This window comes from Yersinia rochesterensis (assembly GCF_003600645.1).
Taxonomy (GTDB): Bacteria; Pseudomonadota; Gammaproteobacteria; order Enterobacterales; family Enterobacteriaceae; genus Yersinia; species Yersinia rochesterensis.
Genome location: NZ_CP032482.1, coordinates 650,928 through 673,652, shown reverse-complemented (window position 1 = coordinate 673,652; position 22,725 = coordinate 650,928). Strand labels below are relative to the sequence as shown.

Below are 22,725 nucleotides of genomic sequence, written 5' to 3'. Positions count from 1 at the left end.
TCCGCTACTCACTATCGGCTATTTTTTAATCAAACTCCGCTGTGGCTTCAAGGCCGCAGAGCATCCCCAAAGTCATTGGAGCCACAAGTAGGCAGCCAGCAAACGAATCCCGATGAGCTGACTCAAGTCAGTGATTCGGGTGAGTGCGAGCAGCTAACAACCCTGTGGCTTCAAGGCCGCAGGGGATTAGTAGTCCACAGGCTCTCTGATAATTGGACAAGTCATACAGTGACCGCCCCCGCGCCCGCGACCTAACTCACTGCCGACGATCTCAATGACTTCTACCCCTTCTTTACGCAACTGGGTATTAGTTTTGGTATTACGGTCATAAGCCAACACCACACCCGGCTCCAGTGCGACCATGTTATTACCGCTGTCCCACTGCTGGCGCTCGGTGTCGTAATCATTCCCCTCAGTTTCAACTACCCGCAGTTTTTTCAGGTTTAATGCCCCTGCCACCGCCTCGACAAAAGTGCCTTTATCGCGGCTTAATTTAATGCCGGTGGGGCCATTATCTGGGCGCAGTGAGAAAGTTTGAATCTGATTAACAATCGCCGGATAGAGGGTCACTACATCACGGTCACAGAAAGTGAACACGGTATCCAAGTGCATAGCAGCACGCAGTTTTGGCATGGCAGCAATCATCACGCGCTCAACTTGCCCTGCGCTATCTTTAAATAGCGATTGAGCTAACTGAGTAATGGCCTGATGAGATGTGCGCTCACTCATACCGATTAACACGGTTTTGTTACCAATCGGCATCACATCGCCCCCCTCTAAGGTCGCGCTACCGTGATGCTGTGTTGGGTCACCCCACCACACTTTCACATTGGCGTCGCCAAAATCAGGGTGGAATTTATAGATAGCCGTGGTCAGGATAGTTTCTTCATGACGCGCTGGCCAATACAGTGGATTCAGGGTCACACCACCATAAATCCAGCAGGTGGTATCGCGGGTATAAAGGGTATTCGGCAACGGCGGCAACAGATATTCCGTGATACCAACCGCTTCACGGATCAACTTCAGTTCTTCTTTGTCACATTTGCCATCTTTATGGAGTTCAGTGGTAGACAAGCCACCAATCAATACTTCAGCTAACAAGCGCGGTTCCAGACTTTCCAGATAGTTGCGGGTTTCTTGCAGAATGCCCAATGACACTTCATTTGGCACAATTTGCTGATCCAGAATCCACTTTTTCGCTGCCGGAATAGCTACGGTCTCAGCCAGCAGATTATGCATTTCAACCACATCAACACCGCGTTCGCGCATTTTAGTCATGAAATCAAAATGATCGCGTTTAGCTCTCTCTACCCACAGAACATCATCAAATAATAATTCATCACAATTACTCGGTGTCAGGCGGTTATGGGCGCGCCCTGGCGCACAGACCATAACTTTATGTAACTTGCCAACTTCAGAATGAACGCCGAATTTTGTCTTGCCATGAGTTTTCTTAGCTTTATCTGACATAAGAGCTCCAATAAATTATATGGTGATAATTCCGGTGGCGATGCTATAAATCGCCGCGACCGCAGCCACAATAAGAACAATAAACAGTATTCTTTCGTAGGTATTAAACGCTTTTTGATGCTGTTCACGTTTGGCAATCAGATACAAAATCGTGCCTGGGCCGTAAATAATGGCCGACAGCAGCAAGTATTTCATGCCACCTGCGTAAATCATCAGCGCAGAGTAGAAGGTCGCGATAATGGCAAAAATAAGATCTTTTTTGTGACCTTGTTTATTTGTTTCGTAAGTTTCACCGGTCCAGGCCAGTTTTAACCCATAAGCCCCGACCAACAAATAAGGGATCAAGGTTAATGAGCTGGTTAATTCTAATGCTAGCTGGAAAGCATAATCAGTAAACAGTGTCAGAATTAAGAACACTTGAATAAAGATATTGGTCAACCATACCGCCGCTGAAGGGACAGAATTACGGTTTTCAGTCGCGAACACTTTTGGCATGCTTTTACTCTTAGCCGCTGAGAACAACACTTCGGCTGCCAGCAATGACCAAGATAAATAAGCGCCTAATACAGAGATAATCAGACCCACGCTGATGAAAATTGCGCCCCAGCGCCCGACAATAGCTTCCAGTACACCGGCCATGGATGGCTGACGTAATGCCGCAAGGTCAGGACGTAGCAGCACACCGTAAGACAACATGGTGATCAGCACCAGCAGACACAGCACTCCAATAAAGCCCAAAACAGTGGCGATACCAACATGACTACGTTCTTTGGCATAACGCGAATAAACGCTCGCGCCTTCAATACCTAAGAACACAAATACCGTCACCAACATGGTGCTACGGACTTGGGAGAATAATGATTCAGGTTCCGCAACCACTGGCATCACTGCCGCAGCATGGCCGACATAGCCGTAGTCATTCAGATGGGATAAATCAACACTCTTAACCACATCTGGCGTGCCCCAGAAATTCAGTGCAAATACATCACCTTTAAAGGCAAAAATCAGCACGATGACGAAAATGAAGATAGGAATTATTTTTGCGAAAGTGGCGATGGTATTAATTGCTGCGGCTTCTTTAACTCCTCGCAATATCAGGATATGAAATCCCCATAAAATAACGGAGGCCACCAATACGGCGGGGATAGTATTACCGTCACCAAATAGTGGGAAGAATGCCCCTAAAGTTGATTTGATAAGCACAAAGTAAGAAACGTTACCAATACAAGTACCGGCCCAAAACCCTAATGCTGCTGCAAAACCAAGATAATCCCCGAAGCCCTCTTTGGCGTAAATGAATACACCGGAATCCAGATTAGGTTTGCGCTGCGCTAATGTTTGAAAAACAAACGCCAGCATTAACATACCACCACCAGCGATACACCAGGCGATAAGCGCACCAAACCCCCCCGTTGCCCGCCCGAAAGTTGCTGGTAATGAAAATATGCCGGCACCGATCATTGAACCAACCACTAAAGACGTTAGGGCCGGTAGAGATAATTTATTCGTAGATGAATTGGCCATGATGTTCTCAATGACGTTGGATAAATTAAGTTAAATGTAGATTCTGTTTACCCTAAAAACAGATTCACCAGGACCCACTTACCGATATAAATACATACTTATCATAGCTTCCTTTAAAACTATTGCATTATGTCCGAAAAGTAGACCAAACATGACAATATGTAAATTGTTGCAAAAATTATCACATACATCAGAATTTTCTAATAGTGATCTGAGTCATCATTTTATATATTCAGAGAAAAACTTCCCAGTTTAATTCACTGAATAAAAGCCATTCCATTAGCATAGAAATCTGTTTTATTTATAGAAGCCATTTAGGATGATTCCAAGAATGTCACTCTTTCAATTATGCAAGCACAAATAGAATTCATGCTATGTTGCACTTGCTAACTTCATCGTCTAAGCTTAATGATTACCCCTTAAAAATTTAATTAAAAAAACCTTTAAATTCAAAAAGTTAAACAATCCATTCTTTGTAAAAAAATAGTCCATTTCTTAGAAGAATTCTCTGCATTTTCTCATTTTCGAGCTTATAACAGCCCTTTTAATCACAGAAATAACCAAACAAATACTGGGCTTATAACTTGTACTTTGGTTTTTATAAAACAAAGCCATATACCTTTTTTATCACCATATCGCTTAGCAACTCTGATCTTAAAAATCAATAAAATACGTGATTAAATAATAATTATTTGTATTTCATTCAATATCCATTTAGATTCATCCTTGATATTGTTATTAAAACGTTAATTTTTAAATTTTCATCCTCCTTAACAGAAACCATGGAAATCTAACGCCACAAAAAAGATAAAAGTGAGTGTTTTACTTTTAATAAAACAAACAAATCAGCATAAAACACTGCTGTAACGGATTAATTTTAATAAATAAAAACTGAATTATCTTAATAGTAAGATTAGAAAGATTGATGTTTCATGTTGAAATGTCTGCCAAAGTGAAAGACTATGCTGATGAAAATCATGTAGGAATTATCCCCATTTAAGGGGCATTATTCTCACACTATAAAAAAATAACGTAAATAAAACGGGTTAATTTAGTTTGCAAGCTCACATTTCATTAAATAATTTACTATTCCAATATACATTTTGGCGTTCTCATTAAAGAAATATCTTAAATTTTAGAACCTCTATCATGATATAATCCATGATAATGATAGGGGTAAAAAAACGGCCCCCATAAGGAGCCGCGAGTTAGCCAGTAATATCGAATATGCTTATCACTCGGTTAGCCGCTTATCCGAACCTTGCTGAGTGTTTGCTACAGAATACCCTGCCAGAATGGCGACAAAAATCATAAACAGATGGCCTTCCGAAGAATCCAGCAGGAATGAATTAAAGAAGTTACACGCCATATAGCTGGTCAATACAGCCAGCAAGACATTACGCAGAGCCGGTGTCTGTTGCCAAATAACACGGTAACAGCAGACAATCCAGGCCAGGAAAATAATTAAGCCCACCACACCGGACTGGATAGTTTCCAACAGATATTGGTTATGTGGATTGTTGATTTTGTAATTTATTGCCGGATCTTCGTAATAGAAACCACCGGCACCGTGACCCAGAATAGGGGCGTCTTTAATTAACCTGACGGCCTCAATAGCAAAAGCCGAGCGTTGCCCCATCGACGTGCGACAAGCGCCAGTGGCATTAGCCGCAGGCGCGGCCATGCAGACTTTAATCTCATCAATGCCCTGAGTTATCCGCTGCGTGGTTTTATTGGGAATCAGCAGCACGGCAACAAATGCAATGGCCCCCAGCACGACGAATAGCCAGCGTTGCCAGCGACCCAGCGAAAAGAACAGCCACACACCTAGCCCGACAACCAGTGCGACATATCCTGTGCGGCCCAAGACCACAAACAGAACACTGTAGCAGGCGGCTGCCACAAGCAGACCATAGCCCCAGCGTTTCCAGCCCTGATTTTTGAAGGCCAACATCAGCCACAGTATCGCCGACAAGGCCAAGAAGAAGTTCTGGGTAATTTGCAGTTTAAAGAGAGTTGGATTGGCGGGGTCGATATGTCCGATTGGTATGTGTAACACCCCAACAGCCAATGAACCTGCCAACACCACGGTGTTAGCGGCCAGGAAACCAATACAAAATAGTTTTACCCGCTGTGGCTGGTTAATAAAGAACAGAGCCAGCGGCAAGATATAAAGAAATTTCTTATCCTTACTCACCATTTCTGGGCCATAGCTATTGTGATGAAACAGCAGTGACAGTGCCAATAGCGCAAACATGGCGGCGGGCAGATAGACTAATGGATTCGTCAGTAAAGGCTTTAATTGCAGTGATTTACGGTTAATAATCAGGCTAATAAGGATTAAAACCAGAGATATATTAATCAGTGGATTCGACGTCGGCAGGGCAATACCTAACAGCAATGCAGCAAAACCGCTCAGTATTTCACTGCGCAGGTGAGCCGGGGACATGCCCGGCGCAGAAGTCGTTGGGGTTATCATAATTCTCTCAGCTTAAGCTGGTTGGAAGCCAAAAATTGGCTGATACAAATATGTTATTAAAAACAGGCCGTTATTAAAAACAGTCTGTTATTAAAAACAAGTCGTCTATTGGCTCATCACTGGCTTTGAGTCCGCCAATCATCAACGGCATCTATGACATCGTTCACCGGGATCGCGTTCAAATAACGATCGGTGGTGTCGGTATCTATCTCATTAGGATGCGGCAAAGTGCGGTAATGTCCGGCCCATAAAAGGGTATGTGGGGCTTGCCATGGGTGCCATTGGTTAAGGTTGCTGGGGCCAAATAACACCACTGCCGAGGTTTGTAATGCAGCCGCCATATGCATTGCCACAGAATCTACACCAATAAATAGCTTAGCGTTATCTATCAAGACAGCAAGTTCTGGCAGTGCCAAGAGGCCGGATAAATTAATCACTTTTTCAGGCTGTGTGCAGCCTGCAATGATGTCGGCGATATAATCCAGTTCAGCTTTGTCTTTACCGCCAGTTAGCAACACAGTTTCACCTTGTTCGGTGAGATGGTTTATCAATTGGCTGAATGACTCACTGGCCCAGGTTTTGAACTTCCAGCGCGCAGAGGGTTGAATCAAGATGTAATCAGCAATGTTATGTTGCTGACACAGTTGTTTTACCCGCTCAATGTCATGCGGGCCATAAGCCATCGTGACGTCAGTGCTGATATCCGTGAGATGTAACGGCGCGAGAATATCCAAATTATTGAGAACAGTGTGCCGTTCGGCTGCATTGGGAATATCGACTAATGTGGAATGACAGTAGCGCCATAACCAGGTATCGCGTTTCGGATAATGAAAACCAATACTAAAGCCCGGTTTTAATAAACGACAATAGGCTGCGGCCCGCCATTGATCAGATAAATTGAGGATCAGATCATAATGGTGTGCTTTCAATGCATTAAACAGCGCTTTTTCACCGCTAATTTGCGCCTTTAAGCCCGCATGTTTGAGGCCGCGATCGACAATAAATGCATGATTAACTGTTTTGTTCTCTCGCAACATTTCTTGCGTTCCGCCATACAGCAACACGTCGATTTTCGCCTGTGGATAGTTGGCTTTCAACGTATTCAGCAAAGGAGTTGTCAGGAGAACATCGCCGAAATGGCGTAATTTAATCACTAAAATGCGCTTAACATTCTCTTTCTCCCGCAGTATGACCGATAAATTATCGGCAGGAGCAGGAGCAGAAAGTTGCCCGGCAGGTGATTCTGTCTTATTTGATGTATTCATCATAGGATGCGCCATCATCGGCAACGAAAGAGGGGCTGTAATGCTATACCAGCCGTTTACTGCATGGCAATTTTTTATTTGATTATACAATACACCGAGAGCGGCGAGTTGACCGTACCTAGGGGCGCTCCGGCGACTCACGTCGCTACGACCCCAACGGCACGTTTCCCCGCCGTTTCACATTTGGGCTGTTTGCCCTTATCAAACAATATAACCAATTGGCGTCATCGGCGCAGGCAGATTGAGTGCGGACAGCGCACAGCCAACGGAGCGTACACGCAGTACGTGACGGAGGCGAGCACTGCCCCGAAGCTCAAGCTGGCCAGTAAGATAGCCAATTTTAGAGGCCAGGGGCTTTCCACAGGGAGGTCGTCAGCCCACTGTCTACTAATGTCAGTTGGTCGGTATACACCGCTTGCCAGTTGATTTTAGCCGCCTGATAAAGTGCTTTATGTTCAGGATTGGGCTGATATTCCCGCTCCCAGCGCACTAGACGCTCGCCAGTTTTATCGAGCGCTTCATATAGCCCGACCCCCACCCCCGCCGCAATGGCGCAACCTAATGCCGTGGCCTCTTTAACTACCGGTACACGGACTGGAATGCCGGTCACATCGGCCAGGATCTGGCTCCACAGTTTGCCTTTTGAACCGCCACCGGCAAATACCACCGAAGAAGCTTTGACGCCGGAGAACTCTGCAATTTGGGCCAAATTACAAGCCGAGACAATCGCGGCGTTCTCTTCCAGCGCACGGAATAAGGTCGCTTTGTTACATTTTTCAGGGTCGAGCGACAGGTTAATAAAGGAAGGGGCGGCGTGATACCAAGATTTAAAGCGCATGACATCAGAGAAAATCGGCATCACCCCGTAAGCGCCAGCGGGCACCCGCGCCGCCATATCTTCCAGCAAACTGTAAGTATCAATCCCCAGCCGTTGGGCGAGTAATTTCTCTTCGGCGCAAAATGCATCACGGAACCAGCGCATAGTCAGGCCAGTAAAGAAGCTGATGGATTCCGCTTGCACCATGCCAGGAATGACATGCGGGTTAATGCGCGTATTCATATTGGGGTCAGTAATCGGCTTGGGCAAGTTAACGACTTGCTGCCAGAAAGTGCCGCCCAACACCGCGGTTTGGCCCGGTTTTACCACGCCAAGTCCCAAGCAGCCGAGTTGGACATCGCCACCGCCCATGATGACTGGCGTCCCGACCTGCAAACCACTCTCTTCTGCCGCTTGCGCGGTGACATGCCCGAGTAAAGTGCCCGTCTCTTTGACCGGCGATAAGATATCGGCGCGTAATCCGGCCATTTCCAACAAATTCGGTTGCCAGTTGCGAGTGACTAAATCCAGCATTCCGGTGGTGCCCGCATTGGAGGGGTCAACCGCCAGCTCGCCGCTGAGCATATTTGCCAGCCAGTCACTTATCATAGTCAATGTCCCGGCCTGACGATAAATATCTGGGCGGTAATGCGCCAGCCACAGTAACCGTGGCATGGCACTCAAGGCCAGTGTTTGACCAGAACATTGATAGACTTCGAGTTCAAATCCATTGTTGTGTAACTCTTTTAATTCGCTGACTTCGCGGCTAGCACGCGCATCCACATTGGCACAGGCCCAGATAGGTTTGCCGCTGCGATCATAGAGCACGATGCCCTCGCGCATTGAGCATGCCGCTACCGCACGGATAGCACTGGCGGGTAGGTTGGCCTGATGCAGCGCCTGACGGATGCACTGGCAGGTCAACTTCCAGTTGGTGGTTAAGTCAAACTCCATTGACCCTGGGACATCGGGTACTGGCAGGTGTAGCCATTCAGCCTGTCCGGCGGCTATCTGATGACCATTAAGGTCAAATATCACAGCCCGAACACTGCCGGTGCCTGCATCCAAAGCCATCAGATAATCACCCGATGTGGTCGTAGAGAATTGACTCATTACGCTATCCTCTGTTTTATCTAAATTTATGAATAAATCTGTCCTCTACTGCTTTTTCTCGAAAAAATAAAAACTATTGGCGTGATTGTCGCGGTCAGATTGAGCACTGCTCAACCTCAAACCGGTAAGTAAAATAGCCAATTAAATCAGTTTGATAATAGCTCTTGCCGTCAATTCGTCCGTCACTAACGCGTTCATATACTGGCCTTTCAGCGCTGCAACAATCGCCTCTGACTTTTCAACGCCACCCGCGACCCCAATCACTGTCGGGATGTTGGTCAAGTCTGTCAGCGAAATACCGATTAATTCCTGGTGAATCTGCATATCTGCGGCCAGCGCGCCATCGGCCTGCATAAAGTAACCGAGGATATCGCCCACGGCACCTTTGCGGCTAAACATCAGCTGTTCACCTTCGCTGATATAGCCAGAGCGCAAAATAGTGGCTTCTTTTTGTTGATTGACCGAGCCAATCCCCACCACGGCGACATCCGCTGCACACGCCGCCAGCATCACATCGCGCACGCTATTTTCCTGGCGGAATGTTTCAGCGACTTTAGCGCTGGAAGCCCGCAACGGCGCAGGGATAATACTGACCTGACAGGCCGCATCAAGCTGCCCAATCCCCGTCATATAAGACCCCACCCCACCGGAAAGAGTGACTAAACGCACCTGCTGAGAGGCAATAAAGCCGCTCAAATGCTGCAAGGCGCACATGGTGGTTTCGCCAAAACCGACCGCTAATAGCTGCTGCGGTTGTATCAATGCCATCAATAAATGTGCCGCACCAATCCCCAACCGGCTGCTAATACTGAGGTCAGCCAGTGACGGCAAAATGCGGATATGCTTGAGGTCAAAATGCTGTTGCAGCGCGTTTTCCAGTTCCAGACAACCCTCATAGCGCGAATTGATCTGTACCCGAATAACCCCAGACTGACGGCCTTTCTCCAGCAATCTGGAGACCTTCAATCGGGTCAGCCCCAGCAGTTCGCCAATATCCCCTTGTGTTAAGCCATCGTGATAATAAAACCACGCAATGCGAGCGAGCAGTTCCTCTTCACTCATGCTATTACCCGGATATTTGTATTCATCGTTGGACGACATAAGTTTTTCTTTCATCATTAGCCGCGATCCCTATTGCCGCTTTTCCATTCTTCATTAATTCATCATCGATCAGAAATCCACGGTCTGAATTGGTAACTACGCTAACAGCTTAAATGACACATTTGAACATATTTTAATTTAAATTTTTTTATTCACGATTTTGTGATCTTGATTACGCCATAAATGGGATTATGCGGCTATCTTTTTTGAACACTTTTAATTTTAATTTATTTTTGTTCACATCGCGGGAGCTACTGATGCCACAGATTAATCCGTCCCCCCTGCTCCAGGTTCGTGGTATCAGCAAGCAGTTTTCCGGCGTCGTGGTATTGAAAAGTATCGATTTTACTCTGCTACCGGGTCAGGTTCATGCCCTGCTCGGCGGAAATGGCGCGGGGAAATCGACACTGATGAAGATCATCGCCGGTGTGCTGCCTCCCGACAGCGGCACTATTGAAATAGATGGGCAACTTTGTTCCAACCTCACTCCAGCCAAGGCCCACCAGCTCGGTATTTATCTGGTGCCACAGGAACCCATGCTGTTCGCTAATTTGTCGGTTCAGGAAAACATTCTGTTCCGCTTGCCGAAACATCAGGCTGATAAAAAGAAAATGGCGCAGTTGCTGCACAGTTTGGGCTGCCATTTAGATTTGTCGGTCAGTGCCGGTTCGCTGGATGTGGCTGACCAGCAGTTAGTCGAGATCATGCGCGGCCTGATGCGCGACTCGCATATTTTGATTCTTGATGAACCCACCGCCTCGCTAACACCCGCGGAAACTCACCGTTTATTTAGCCAAATCAAAATGTTATTGCAGCAAGGGGTCGGGGTGGTGTTTATCTCCCACAAACTGCCGGAAATTCGCCAATTAGCAGATTGGGTCAGTGTGATGCGCGATGGCGGGATGGCCCTGAGTGGCGCGACCGCTGATTTCTCCACCGAGGCCATTATTCAGGCGATGACTCCGCAAGCTAAAAACAGTGAATTAACCGATACCCAGAAGTTATGGCTCGAGCTGCCCGGTAACCGCCGCTCGCAAGCACGGGCGCAATCCAATCAGCCGGTGATACAAGTGAGCGACTTGAGCGGCGAGGGCTTTGCCCATATTTCTTTTGAGGTGCGCGCCGGTGAAATTCTCGGGCTGGCGGGGGTAGTCGGCGCGGGCAGAACCGAGCTGGCCGAAACGCTCTATGGCTTACGGCACGCCAGCAGTGGCCGCGTTATGTTGGAAGAGCTAGACATCACCGCCATGAAAACCGTCAATCGGCTGGCAACCGGCCTGGTTTATCTGCCAGAAGACCGGCAGGCCTCCGGCCTCTATCTGGATGCCCCGCTGAGCTGGAATGTCTGTTCGCTCACTCAGGGCAACCAAGGGATATGGACTCATCCGGCGCAGGAAGCCGCTATTTTGGAGCGCTATCGCCGCGCGCTAAACATCAAATTTAGTCACCTCGAACAGCCGGTTCGGACGCTATCCGGTGGTAACCAACAAAAGCTGCTGATTGCTAAATGTCTGGAAGCCAACCCGCTGCTACTGATTATTGATGAACCGACCCGTGGTGTGGATGTGTCGGCCCGCAGTGATATTTATCAATTGATCCGCAGCATTGCCTCGCAGCATGTGGCGATCATTTTTATCTCATCGGATCTGGAAGAAGTGGTGCAAATGGCGGATCGCGTGTTGGTCATGCACCAGGGGGAAATCAGTGGCGCGCTGGAGGGCAGTGCAATGAATGTCGACACCATTATGCACTTATCTTTTGGTGAACAGGCCGCTTTTGGTGAACATCAGACCGATGCCCATCAGTCTGCTGAAAATGAGGGCGTATCATGTTGAAATTCATTCAAAACAATCGCGAAGGCACCGCCCTGCTGGCGATCCTCGCCTTATTTGCCCTGCTCGGTGTGATTGATCGTAATTACTTCAATTTGCAAACTTTCACCATGATCTTCAGTAGCGCACAGATCCTGATCCTGCTGGCGATCGGCGCGACTATGGTGATGCTGACCCGCAATATTGATGTCTCCGTCGGCTCAATCACCGGCTTGTGTGCGGTGACAGTCGGCATGGCGCTCAATGCCGGTTTCGGGCTGGCGCTATCTTGCTTGTTTGCTCTGCTGGTCGGCATGATGGCCGGTTTGTTTAATGGCATCCTGGTGACCTGGCTGCGCATTCCGGCGATTGTCGCCACACTGGGCACATTGGGGTTGTATCGCGGCCTGATGCTGTTGCTGACCGGCGGTAAATGGATTGAGGGGCTACCCGCTGACCTCAAAAGCCTATCGACGCCAATTCTGTTTTCCATCTCACCCATTGGCTGGCTGATTATGTTGTTGATTGTGTCCATGGCTTTACTGCTGGGTAAAACCGCCTTTGGCCGCAGCTTCTATGCGACCGGCGATAACTTGCAGGGCGCACGCCAATTGGGGATCCGCACTGATAGCATTCGTATTTTTGCTTTCTCGATGAATGGCGTGATGGCGGCTCTGGCGGGGATTGTGTTCGCCTCACAAATTGGCTTTATTCCCAATCAAACCGGCAGCGGCCTGGAAATGAAAGCCATTGCCGCCTGTGTTCTCGGCGGCATCAGCTTGCTCGGCGGCACCGGCACCATCATTGGCGCGATCCTCGGGGCTTATTTACTGACACAAATCGACAGCGTGTTAGTGCTGCTGCGCCTACCGGCGTGGTGGAATGACTTTATCGCTGGCTTGGTGCTGTTGGCGGTGCTGGTATTCGATGGCCGCCTGCGTTGCGCCGTCGAGCGCAATATTCGCCAACAGAAATATGCCCGCTTTACCGCCCGCCCGGTTGCTCCGGATAAGAAAGCGAAACCGAACAATAACAAAGCACCGAGTAGTAAATCATTTACTAAGAAGGAGGCGGCACGATGAATATTTACCGGCGTTATGGATGGGAGCTGACACTGGCCGCCTTGTTAGTGTTGGAAATTGGGCTGTTTGGTTTATCCAATTCGCGCATGTGGGACATCAATGTGCTGCTGTTCAGTACCAGTGATTTTATCTGCATCGGCATCGTCGCCCTGCCGCTCACCATGGTGATTGTCAGTGGCGGCATTGATATCTCATTTGGCTCCACTATTGGCTTGTGCTCAATATTCCTCGGAGTGATGTTTCAAGCGGGCGTTCCGATGAGCCTCGCTATCCCGCTGACACTGGCGGTGGGCGCACTCTGCGGTTTGATTAACGCCGGACTGATTCTGTATACCGGCGTCAACCCGCTGGTCATCACCCTCGGCACCATGTACCTGTTCGGCGGCAGCGCCTTGTTGTTATCCGGTATTTCCGGCACAACCGGTTATGAAGGCATCGGTGGCTTCCCAACCGCCTTTACCGATTTCGCCAATCAAACTTTATTCGGCCTGCCGGTGCCGCTGGTCATCTTTATGGTCTGCGTGTTGCTGTTCTGGTTGCTGATGCACCGCACCCACAGTGGCCGTAATGTTTTTCTTATCGGGCAAAACAGCCGGGTGGCACGATACAACGCCCTGCCCGTCGCACGTACCTTATGCATCTTGTATGCCTTGACCGGCGTGGCCTCCGCCATTGCCGCGGTGCTGTTAGTTTCTTACTTCGGCTCGGCACGATCTGATTTAGGGGCATCATTCCTGATGCCTGCTATCACCGCCGTGGTGTTGGGCGGGGCCAATATCTATGGTGGATCCGGCTCCATCCTCGGCACGGCACTGGCGGTATTACTGGTGGGTTACTTGCAACAAGGCCTGCAAATGATTGGCACGCCCAACCAGATATCCAGTGCGCTGTCTGGCGCATTGCTGATTCTGGTGGTGGTCGGGCGATCCATTAGCCTGCATCGGCATTTGATTTATGAATGGCTGCAACGTCGCAGAAAAATCGTTAATTAACCTGTTGTTTTTATTGAAATTTCCAACACCTCGATCCCATATCGGAGATAGCCATGAAAACACCAAGATTAAAAAAGCTGGCGCTGATTTGTGCCCTCGGATTTGCCGGTATCACTTTTAGCGCTATAAATGCCGCGCAAGCCGCGGAACGCATCGCATTTATCCCGAAATTAGTCGGGGTGGGCTTCTTTACCAGCGGCGGTAAAGGTGCCGTCGATGCCGGGAAAGAGCTGGGGGTGGATGTCACCTATGATGGCCCGACCGAACCCAGTGTCTCCGGTCAGGTTCAGTTAATTAATAACTTTGTTAATCAGGGCTATAACGCCATTGTGGTCTCTGCGGTTTCACCCGATGGCCTGTGTCCGGCATTAAAACGCGCGATGCAGCGGGGGGTCAAAATCCTGACCTGGGACTCTGACACCAAACCCGAATGTCGCTCGCTGTATATCAACCAGGGAACGCCCAATCAACTGGGATCAATGCTGGTTGATATGGCGGCCAATCAGGTGAAAAAAGACCAAGCCAAAGTCGCATTTTTCTATTCCAGCCCGACAGTCACCGACCAAAACCAATGGGTGAATGAGGCGAAAAAGAAAATCCAGCAAGAACACCCCGGCTGGGAAATTGTCACCACCCAGTTTGGCTATAACGACGCCACCAAATCACTGCAAACCGCTGAGGGTATTTTGAAAGCCTACAGCGATTTGGACGCGATTATTGCCCCAGATGCCAACGCCCTGCCCGCTGCGGCGCAAGCAGCAGAAAACCTCAAACGCGACAATGTGGCGATTGTCGGCTTCAGCACCCCGAATGTGATGCGCCCTTATGTTCAACGCGGCACGGTCAAAGAATTCGGCCTATGGGACGTGGTTAACCAAGGCAAAATCTCAGTGTATGTCGCCAATGAGATGCTGAAAAAAGGCGACCTGAATGTCGGCGATAAAATTGATATCCCGAACATTGGTGTGGTCGAGGTGGTGCCCAACAGTGTTCAGGGCTATGACCATGAAGCTAAAGGCAACGGCATTGTGTTACTGCCACAGCGGGTCATTTTCACCAAAGAGAACATCGACAAATACGATTTCTAATCTCGGCGGCCCGCCCCTACCGGCGGGTCTAAACAGACCTAAGGGAGTAATGACAGATGGCTGATTTAGACGATATCAAAGACGGTAAGGATTTCGGTATTGGCGTACCCCAGCAAAATCCTGCATTTACACTTAAAGGCTGCGGTTCGCTGGATTGGGGGATGCAATCTCGTCTGGCGCGGATTTTTAATCCGAAAACTAACCGCACAGTGATGCTGGCATTTGACCACGGCTATTTTCAGGGGCCGACCACCGGTCTGGAGCGGATTGATATCAATATCGCCCCACTGTTTGAATATGCCGATGTCTTAATGTGTACTCGTGGCATTTTGCGCAGCATCGTGCCCGCCGCGGCCAATCGCCCGATTGTACTGCGCGCCTCTGGCGCAAACTCAATTCTGACGGATTTATCCAATGAAGCGGTGGCGGTGGCAATGGAAGATGCCCTACGGCTCAACTCCTGTGCCGTGGCAGCACAGGTTTACATTGGCACCGAGCACGAGCATCAATCTATTAAAAATATCATCCAGTTAGTCGACCAGGGCATTCGCTACGGAATGCCGACCATGGCAGTGACGGGGGTGGGTAAAGATATGGCGCGCGACCAGCGTTATTTCTCTCTGGCGACCCGTATCGCCGCAGAAATGGGCGCTCAGGTGATTAAAACTTATTATGTCGACAGTGGCTTTGAGCGCATTGCTGCCGGTTGCCCGGTGCCTATCGTGATAGCGGGTGGTAAAAAACTCCCGGAACGGGATGCGCTGGAAATGTGCTATCAGGCGATTGATCAGGGCGCATCTGGGGTGGATATGGGCCGCAATATCTTCCAATCAGACGCCCCGATTGCCATGCTGAAAGCGGTTCATGCCGTGGTGCATAAAAATGAAAATGCAGAAACGGCCTATAAGCTGTTTTTACATGAAAAAGGTTGAGTCAGCTGGCCGTTAACTGGCCCATGATGACAAGGAGAAAGGTATGCATGTCACCCTCGTCGAAATTAATGTTAAAGATGGCAAAGTTGAGCAGTTTATTGCGGTTTTCCGCGCTAATCACTTGGGTTCGATCCAAGAGCCGGGCAACCTGCGTTTTGATGTCTTGCAGGATGCATCTATCCCAACACGCTTTTATATCTATGAAGCTTATGTTGATGAACACGCGGTCGCCGCTCATAAGAAAACGGCCCATTATCTAAAATGTGTCGAAGAGCTAGAGGGGTTGATGACCGGCCCGCGCAAGAAAACTGTCTTTAATTGCCTGATGCCTTAATCCATCCGGGCAGCGGCTCCCTCGCGCTGCCCTTTCTTCTATTTCTTGTTTCTTACTTCTTGCTCAATAAAAACATTCTGCTCAATAAAATACTCAATTTGCGCTTAGTAGAGGTTTATTATCGGCGAGCTAATAAGTTGAAGATCAATACCAGCAATATCCGCGTTATCAGATAACACCTATCAATAAAATGTTTGCTTTGCGTTATTCTTAGTGCCGAAGATAATAATGACGGTATTGCTCACTCGGTGCTGTAATACCCACCGTAAACAGGAGTTTCTATGAATATGACTCATCGCCTCATGCTCACTTTGGCTTTCTCCGGCACTCTGTTAGCCAGTTCTGCTAACGCCAACAGCTTATTAGACTCAGTAAAAAGTGCCGCAGATCAGTACAGTAAATCAGGCGACAGCTCATCTTCACTGTCATCACTGACCGGTTTACTCAATGGCGGCGATAAAGCCCTCAGCGCCAGCACCATGACCAATGCTGCCGGTATTTTGCAATATTGTGTGCAAAATAATGTATTGTCGGCCAATGGCACTACAGCGATTAAAGACCAATTGATGAGTAAATTGGGCATCACCAGCACTGAGAATGCCAAGAGCCAAGACTATCAGGAAGGCCTCGGTGGATTGCTGAAAACCGGTGAAGGAAAGCAACTGAATTTGAATGACCTGGGTAGTGAGCAAATCACCGAAAAAATTAAAACTAAGGCCTGCGATTTAGTGCTGAAACAGGGTCAGTCATTCTTGTTGAAATAACGGGATGAGGAATAACCGAGCGCAGCTTGCGGCTGCGCTTTTTTTATACTGAGATAGCCAGCTAATCGGAGATAAATATGTTTTTATTTTTTCACCGGTTCAGGATGAATATTTTTACTGGGTATTTATCTACCGCTTAAGAAAATATTCTGGCGGTGATAGGCCATTTGCCCTTCATCGGGGAAGAACTGAATCGGTAACCGCAGTTTTCGCCCTTCATATTTAGCGAAATTCTCTTCACTGATACTGCTTTTGAGTTTTTTGATCTGAGGAGATAACACCATTTCCAGATGTTCATTAAAGGTTATTAATCCCTGATCAAAAGCCCGGTCATGCAAGCTCGACAGGCAGAGGCCATTACTGGGATTAAGCCGATGCTCTGCACCCTGGCTCCAGGGGCGAATATGGCTGGCAATTAATAATGCAGGTTCTTCTAACCCCGTAATACAGCAGCGGCTCTCATAAACTTGTAATACGTTTTTACGAAATAGCTGCTGGCCAACCCGCGCTTTAATAATGGCGGTTCTTTCTTTGCCACTGAAATCTTTAATACCGCTATCAAAGAGTTTGGTCACCGGTTTTTCTAACTGGCCTATGGCCTGCTGACATTGCTGCTCAAAAACTTCAGCATTTTCATTCAGTTCCAGCCATAAGGCACGATCTGCATTAGATGCACCACTCAGCCCTTTTCGGCCCGAGTCGATAATAAAGGGGTCCAAACTGGCGAAATTAACTAATTTCATCGCCAATGCCGAGGGTGTTCGGCCAATTAATGCAGCGTAATGAATAATATCGGGATTCTTGGAATGTAATTTGCCAAAAGGAATTTGGCTATACAGCGTAAATGCCACTAACAGTTGATCCCGGGTCCAGTGATTTGCCGCCGCCATACATCGCCATCCAGAATGAGTGAACCGCCTTATTGAATGAGCTAACTATGCCAGGTGTGGGAGGGAATGGCTATGGGGTGCCCCCCCGAACACATCACATGGAGAGATAAATATTATGGATAAACAAGACTGGCATCCGGCAGATATTATTGCGGCACTAAAAAGGAGAAAGCGGGATTATTAAATCTTGAGCAAAACAGTCGATTGATTATCAATAAATTTCCCCCGCACATCGGGGGAGGATTTATATTATTCACCGCAACATTAAACCGTTTCTTCCGATTCAAGCCGCTTTTGATTACGACTGACGACTACTTTGAGCGCCCAGTAGATAAAGCTAGCAGTAACTAATGAGTTGATGGTTGGGATCCCCCACTCGGTCACTAGCCCAACAACACTGCCAACTATGCTGGCGATAATCGCAACCCAGCCAATGACAGGCGTTTGTTTTTCATCAGGTAATTTCCCTTCATCTCGACTTTTATCCAGAATTTTGCGATGGGAGCGCAGCACATAATAATCCACCAGCATGATGCCAATAATCGGTGGAAGCACCACTCCTAGCAGGCTCAGGAAATCAATGAATCGATCCAAAATACCTAACACGGAAAGCGTGGTTCCCAGCGCTCCAATCACTAGCGTAGTTGAGAGATATTTCAGTTTCTTACCGGTTAGCCCTTCGACTGCATTGACAATACCCAGTGATGAGCAGTACAGGTTGAGATCATTGACTTTCAACGTAGAAAATACGACCACCAGCAGGCCCGTGACCCCCACGGTTTGAGACATAATGCTAACAACATCTGCCGTACCCAGAGCCTTAGCAATCAGGAGGGCCAAGCCGTTGACCGCACACTTCCCCACTATGATGCCAATAAATATCACACCCAGCACATGCTTACCATTTTTGGAATAACGCGTCAGGTCAGGCGTCACTAAGCTCGCCATGATGGCTCCTCCCATCACGATGGTGATACCCGCACTGATAGACAGAGTGTCGCCTGCTGCTGTCAACTGATTGATATCAGAAATATTATGCTCAGTTAGAATTTTAAAGGTGATATAAATCACCAGTAAAATGAACGTCGGTACAGCAATTCGAGCCGCTATGCGTAACGCCTTAAAACCAAAGGCTACCAATATCGTCAACAGACTACCGGATAAAATTGCAGCCCAATTAAAGCCCAGTTTATGGCCCAAAGCGAAATCCAGGGATTTGGCGAAAATAGCATTCTGTATACCAAACCAACCAAGCAGACTGACTGCGACGACGATCCCGACCAGTGCCGATCCCAAGCGCCCAAAACCACACCAACGGGCCAAAAGACTGCCAGAGATCCCCTCACGCATACCTGCCATGCCAAGGCCATAGGTCACCACACAAAATATTATGCTCGCGATGAAAAGCGCGATAAAAGCATCGGCTAACTCCATAGAATTACCCAGTACTGCACCAAGCATGAATTGATCCAGCGAAGTCAGCGCACCCATATAAACGATAGCAACACTGAAAAGTGACACTCTTTTATCCTGTGGAACTCGACTTAACGGGTAATCTTCTGTTTTGATCATGATGAGGTGTCCCTTTATTATTCAGATAAATTAAATCCCTTTTGCCACTAATCGATCAATCGTATAACGATTAACTTTCACAGCGTAAATATCCCCGTCATACCCTCAAGTTGCATGTGCGTTGGCGGGCTTCCCGCAACTCGAATTATTTAGGGTATTATTACCAAACCACTCAAACCATTAATAATTGTCATTATATTTCCTATAAATAAGTTAAATTATGTTTAATATAATTTAACTATTTACTAAATATCGTTTTGACATTGATTAATATAATCACACTGCTAATCGTGGAGCTTTTATTGATTTATTCACTTCAATGACAACACTGCTATAATACTTTCTTTATATATAGTATGGATATTCACCTCCTATTATATTAATGATTGAAGTTGAAATTAGATTAATAGCCCATTCAACGTTCCTTATTCTAACATCACCTTTATTAAAACTTTACAATAATATTTTTCATCCATCCCCCTCATCACATTAAGTATTCATATTTATTATGGCAGAATTAAATAATATAAATTAAAATCACTGTATGCTTACTGTACGGCGAAGCGAGAATAATGTGTCGGACCAAAGCTCACACCTCTCAAATAGAGGAGTGAGCTATTTGATATAAATTAAACCGTTTCTTCTGATTCAAGCGGCTTTTGATTACGACTGACGACCACTTTGAACACCCAGTAGATAAAGCTGGCAGCAACTAATGAGTTGATAGTTGGGATTCCCCACTCGATCACTAGCCCGACAACACTGCCAACTATGCTGGCTATAATCGCGACCCAGCCAATGACAGGCGTTTGTTTTTCATCAGGTAATTTCCCTTCTTCTCGACTTTTATCCAGAATTTTGCGATGGGAGCGCAGCACATAATAATCCACCAACATGATGCCAATAATCGGTGGGAATACTACGCCGAGCACCGTCAGGAAATCGACAAACCGGTCGAGTATCCCCAACACTGATAATGTCGTACCCAACACACCAATAACCAGTGTGGTGGATATATATTTCAGTTTTTTGCCCGTTAACCCCTCGACCGCATTAACAATACCGAGTGAAGAAGAGTACAAATTAAGGTCATTCACCCTTAAGGTAGAGAACACCACGACCAGCAAACCTGCGCCACCTGCGGCTTGAGACATGATCGTCACGACATCTGCCGTCCCCAAGGTTTTCGCAATCAGGATGGCCAACCCATTGACCACAAACTCGCCCGCAACAATAGTGAAAATCGTCACACCCAGAACATGTTTACCATTTTTGGAGTAGCGCGTCAGGTCTGGCGTCATCAAGCTTGCCACAATAGCGCCCCCAACCACGATAGTAATCCCCGCGCTAATAGACAAAGATTCACCCGGCGGGATCAACTGAATGATTTCATTCAAATTATGGCCAGATAATGTGCTAATGGAGATATAAGCCACCAGTAAAATAAACATCGGCACCGCAATTCGCGCTGCAATGCGTAATGCTTTAAAACCAAAGGCAACCAGGATGGTCAATAAGCTCCCCGATAATGCAGCCGCTAATCCGAATCCCAGTTTATTACCGAGGGCGAAATCGAGTGATTTGGCAAAAATAGCGTTTTGAATACCAAACCACCCCAGCAAACTGACTGCCACGACAATCCCAATCAGTACCGATCCCAGGCGACCAAACCCACACCAACGGGCCAGTAAACTACCGGAAATCCCTTCGCGCATCCCCGCCAGCCCCAGGCCGTAAGTCACGACACCAAATATAATGCTGCCGATAAGAATTGCGGTAAATGCATCAATTAGCGTCATAGAATTACCGAGTACAGCGCCGAGCATAAATTGATCTAGCGCGGTCAGCATACCCATATGAACAATAGCGACACTTAGAAATGAAACTCTTTTATCTTGCGGTACCCGACTTAATGGATAATCTTCAATTTTGATCACGATGAGGTGTACCTTGTTGTCCAGATAGATTATTGTCCAGATAGCTTGTTGTTCAGATAAATTGGATTCCTTTTGCCACCAGGCGATCGGGAATGTAATTATCCAAATGCGCCAGTTTGCAAAACTCCTCAAACTGTTGCAGCGTGTGGACATCAGCCTTCTGATAAATTGTATATATTCTGTTTTCTATCGTTTTAGTGCTGATGTTATATATCTTTGCAATTTCTTTAACAGAAAATCTTTGCAGCATTAAAAATATAACATCAAGTTCAGCTCGAGTGAAAATACTGTTATTAATTTCAGTTGTCAGAATACTGGGCTTTTGTTGATTAATATATTTTAGTGGGGATAAGGTATTAAGTGGCTTAGCATTCCACATTACGCCAATAACTTCTTTTCTATCGTTATAGACGGGCAGTTTCTCGCTGATATACGGAGTCAGAGTATTTTTCCCATACCAATAATGGGTTTCTATGACAGTAACCCGATCCTGAGTTTCCTCTGTTTGTTTGTCGTGCTCTATCAGATCGAGAGAAAATTCAGTCCAATCCCCTGGGAAATCATGGTCCATCTTCCCCTCAACCTCAAAATCCAAAGGTGTATTGGTGTAGAGGTAAGCGGCCTTATTCATATAAATATGGCGGGAGTGCAGATCTTTAATGCCCCATGGTTCACTTAAGTTTTCCATCATGGCAATAAGGCCCTTGAAATAAATTTCATTATTTTTATCGGGCAAATCCATGGCAACCTCGCCGATGAAGAATGGGTTAAATTTCTTTTGCCAGATAGTGCCGCGTATGCTTTTTAGCATACCCGTCTAAATTGCCATATGCGCGATAGCCTAATTTTTCATAAAAACCTTTGGCTTGAAAATCGAAAGTATCGACATAAGCCATGTGACAACCGCGCTTTAAAGCCTCTTCTTCAGATTTTTCCATTAGCTGGCGGCCATAACCGCTTTTACGATATTCGTCACTGACCCAAAGGTATTGAATTTCAAGCCCACCCCACCAGGTTCTGGCAACCAATCCCGCCACAATTTTGCCATTATCATCCGTCACGGTTAAGAATAGCGGATGGATATCTACCGGTTGTGTTTTATTATTGTGAGCCCAAAGACCATCAATAACATACTCTTCATCCTCTGGGTTTGGTTTATCGGTAACGTTGATATTCATTTTCGGAACATACCTTCCTATCTCAAGAGTTAAAATTGCCATCAGATTAATCGAACACAACTGTCTGTAATATCATTTTCCTTAAAGTGTTACAAGAGTGGTTTTCACCCGTTCCCACCCCCCCCTTAAGTGTTTATATTTACTGTGACAGGGCTAAAAAATACCATTATGTAGTGCAATGGCAACCTTTCTTTCTTGTTCTGTCTGCAAATGCTGATATCGCCTCACCAGGGTCTCATCAGGGAAATCTATTCATAATTCACGGCTCCACCCACAGAGCAAGAGTCACTTGCCATAGGGGGAGCCGCTCATCTCTCTTCCAATGCATTAAGTTTATTTCTTAATATTGCCCCTTTAGCCAAGAATGAATTTCTGC

Annotated in this window: 18 protein-coding genes; 7 read left to right on the top strand and 11 right to left on the bottom strand. The window is 47.1% G+C overall.

The annotated features are described in order from the left end of the window. Positions 1 to 186: 186 nt before the first annotated feature. The 6 genes from arcA to lsrR all read right to left on the bottom strand — a co-directional run bounded on the left by arcA (position 187) and on the right by lsrR (position 9,787). Positions 187 to 1,470: an arginine deiminase gene (gene arcA / locus DXZ79_RS03190; RefSeq protein WP_038636562.1), complete on the bottom strand. Its 1,284-nt coding sequence runs from the start codon at positions 1,468 to 1,470 to the stop codon at positions 187 to 189. Positions 1,471 to 1,485: 15 nt separating this feature from the next. Continuing rightward, positions 1,486 to 2,994 (bottom strand): amino acid permease, encoded by a 1,509-nt coding sequence (locus DXZ79_RS03185; protein WP_050291569.1) that lies wholly within the window; start codon positions 2,992 to 2,994, stop codon positions 1,486 to 1,488. A gap of 1,234 nt (positions 2,995 to 4,228) precedes the next feature. After that, positions 4,229 to 5,473, bottom strand: coding sequence for an O-antigen polysaccharide ligase WaaL-ps (gene waaL-ps, locus DXZ79_RS03180; protein WP_050291568.1), 1,245 nt, complete (start codon positions 5,471 to 5,473; stop codon positions 4,229 to 4,231). A gap of 116 nt (positions 5,474 to 5,589) precedes the next feature. Next, positions 5,590 to 6,741: a putative lipopolysaccharide heptosyltransferase III gene (gene rfaQ, locus DXZ79_RS03175; RefSeq protein ID WP_038636571.1), complete on the bottom strand. Its 1,152-nt coding sequence runs from the start codon at positions 6,739 to 6,741 to the stop codon at positions 5,590 to 5,592. A gap of 337 nt (positions 6,742 to 7,078) precedes the next feature. After that, complete coding sequence (gene lsrK / locus DXZ79_RS03170) at positions 7,079 to 8,668, bottom strand: autoinducer-2 kinase (protein WP_038636574.1); 1,590 nt, start codon at positions 8,666 to 8,668, stop codon at positions 7,079 to 7,081. Positions 8,669 to 8,809: 141 nt separating this feature from the next. Then, positions 8,810 to 9,787, bottom strand: coding sequence for a transcriptional regulator LsrR (gene lsrR, locus DXZ79_RS03165; protein ID WP_038636576.1), 978 nt, complete (start codon positions 9,785 to 9,787; stop codon positions 8,810 to 8,812). A 239-nt stretch (positions 9,788 to 10,026) separates the two neighbouring features. On the opposite strand from lsrR, the gene lsrA reads away from it, so the two are divergent. From lsrA to DXZ79_RS03130, 7 genes are all read left to right on the top strand, one after another. After that, on the top strand, positions 10,027 to 11,604 hold the full coding sequence (lsrA, locus tag DXZ79_RS03160) for an autoinducer 2 ABC transporter ATP-binding protein LsrA (RefSeq protein ID WP_038639853.1): 1,578 nt from the start codon (positions 10,027 to 10,029) through the stop codon (positions 11,602 to 11,604). Then, on the top strand, positions 11,598 to 12,662 hold the full coding sequence (lsrC, locus tag DXZ79_RS03155; protein ID WP_038636578.1) for an autoinducer 2 ABC transporter permease LsrC: 1,065 nt from the start codon (positions 11,598 to 11,600) through the stop codon (positions 12,660 to 12,662). Before lsrA ends, lsrC begins: the two co-directional genes overlap by 7 nt. Next, positions 12,659 to 13,654: an autoinducer 2 ABC transporter permease LsrD gene (gene lsrD, locus DXZ79_RS03150; protein ID WP_120011101.1), complete on the top strand. Its 996-nt coding sequence runs from the start codon at positions 12,659 to 12,661 to the stop codon at positions 13,652 to 13,654. The genes lsrC and lsrD overlap by 4 nt, the downstream gene beginning before the upstream one ends. A gap of 53 nt (positions 13,655 to 13,707) precedes the next feature. Further along, the gene (gene lsrB, locus DXZ79_RS03145) at positions 13,708 to 14,742 is read left to right on the top strand and encodes an autoinducer 2 ABC transporter substrate-binding protein LsrB (protein ID WP_038636583.1); all 1,035 of its coding nucleotides are present in this window, start codon (positions 13,708 to 13,710) and stop codon (positions 14,740 to 14,742) included. Between the two features lie 56 nt (positions 14,743 to 14,798). After that, a complete protein-coding gene (lsrF, locus tag DXZ79_RS03140; protein ID WP_004389332.1) occupies positions 14,799 to 15,674 on the top strand; it encodes a 3-hydroxy-5-phosphonooxypentane-2,4-dione thiolase in 876 nt (291 codons plus the stop codon). A 43-nt stretch (positions 15,675 to 15,717) separates the two neighbouring features. Next, positions 15,718 to 16,008 (top strand): (4S)-4-hydroxy-5-phosphonooxypentane-2,3-dione isomerase, encoded by a 291-nt coding sequence (gene lsrG, locus DXZ79_RS03135; protein WP_050094954.1) that lies wholly within the window; start codon positions 15,718 to 15,720, stop codon positions 16,006 to 16,008. A 281-nt stretch (positions 16,009 to 16,289) separates the two neighbouring features. Next, positions 16,290 to 16,772, top strand: coding sequence for a YjjA family protein (locus DXZ79_RS03130; protein ID WP_038636590.1), 483 nt, complete (start codon positions 16,290 to 16,292; stop codon positions 16,770 to 16,772). Positions 16,773 to 16,897: 125 nt separating this feature from the next. On the opposite strand, the gene DXZ79_RS03125 is transcribed toward DXZ79_RS03130, so the two are convergent. From DXZ79_RS03125 to DXZ79_RS03100, 5 genes are all read right to left on the bottom strand, one after another. Continuing rightward, a complete protein-coding gene (locus tag DXZ79_RS03125; RefSeq protein WP_038636592.1) occupies positions 16,898 to 17,662 on the bottom strand; it encodes an HNH endonuclease in 765 nt (254 codons plus the stop codon). A gap of 264 nt (positions 17,663 to 17,926) precedes the next feature. Beyond that, on the bottom strand, positions 17,927 to 19,234 hold the full coding sequence (locus DXZ79_RS03115) for a cytosine permease (RefSeq protein WP_120011100.1): 1,308 nt from the start codon (positions 19,232 to 19,234) through the stop codon (positions 17,927 to 17,929). 629 nt (positions 19,235 to 19,863) lie between these two features. Then, the gene (locus DXZ79_RS03110) at positions 19,864 to 21,171 is read right to left on the bottom strand and encodes a cytosine permease (RefSeq protein WP_038636598.1); all 1,308 of its coding nucleotides are present in this window, start codon (positions 21,169 to 21,171) and stop codon (positions 19,864 to 19,866) included. A gap of 52 nt (positions 21,172 to 21,223) precedes the next feature. Continuing rightward, positions 21,224 to 21,913: a helix-turn-helix transcriptional regulator gene (locus DXZ79_RS03105; RefSeq protein WP_050291621.1), complete on the bottom strand. Its 690-nt coding sequence runs from the start codon at positions 21,911 to 21,913 to the stop codon at positions 21,224 to 21,226. Between the two features lie 25 nt (positions 21,914 to 21,938). Beyond that, positions 21,939 to 22,349: a GNAT family N-acetyltransferase gene (locus DXZ79_RS03100; RefSeq protein ID WP_050291560.1), complete on the bottom strand. Its 411-nt coding sequence runs from the start codon at positions 22,347 to 22,349 to the stop codon at positions 21,939 to 21,941. Between the last annotated feature and the right edge of the window lie 376 nt (positions 22,350 to 22,725).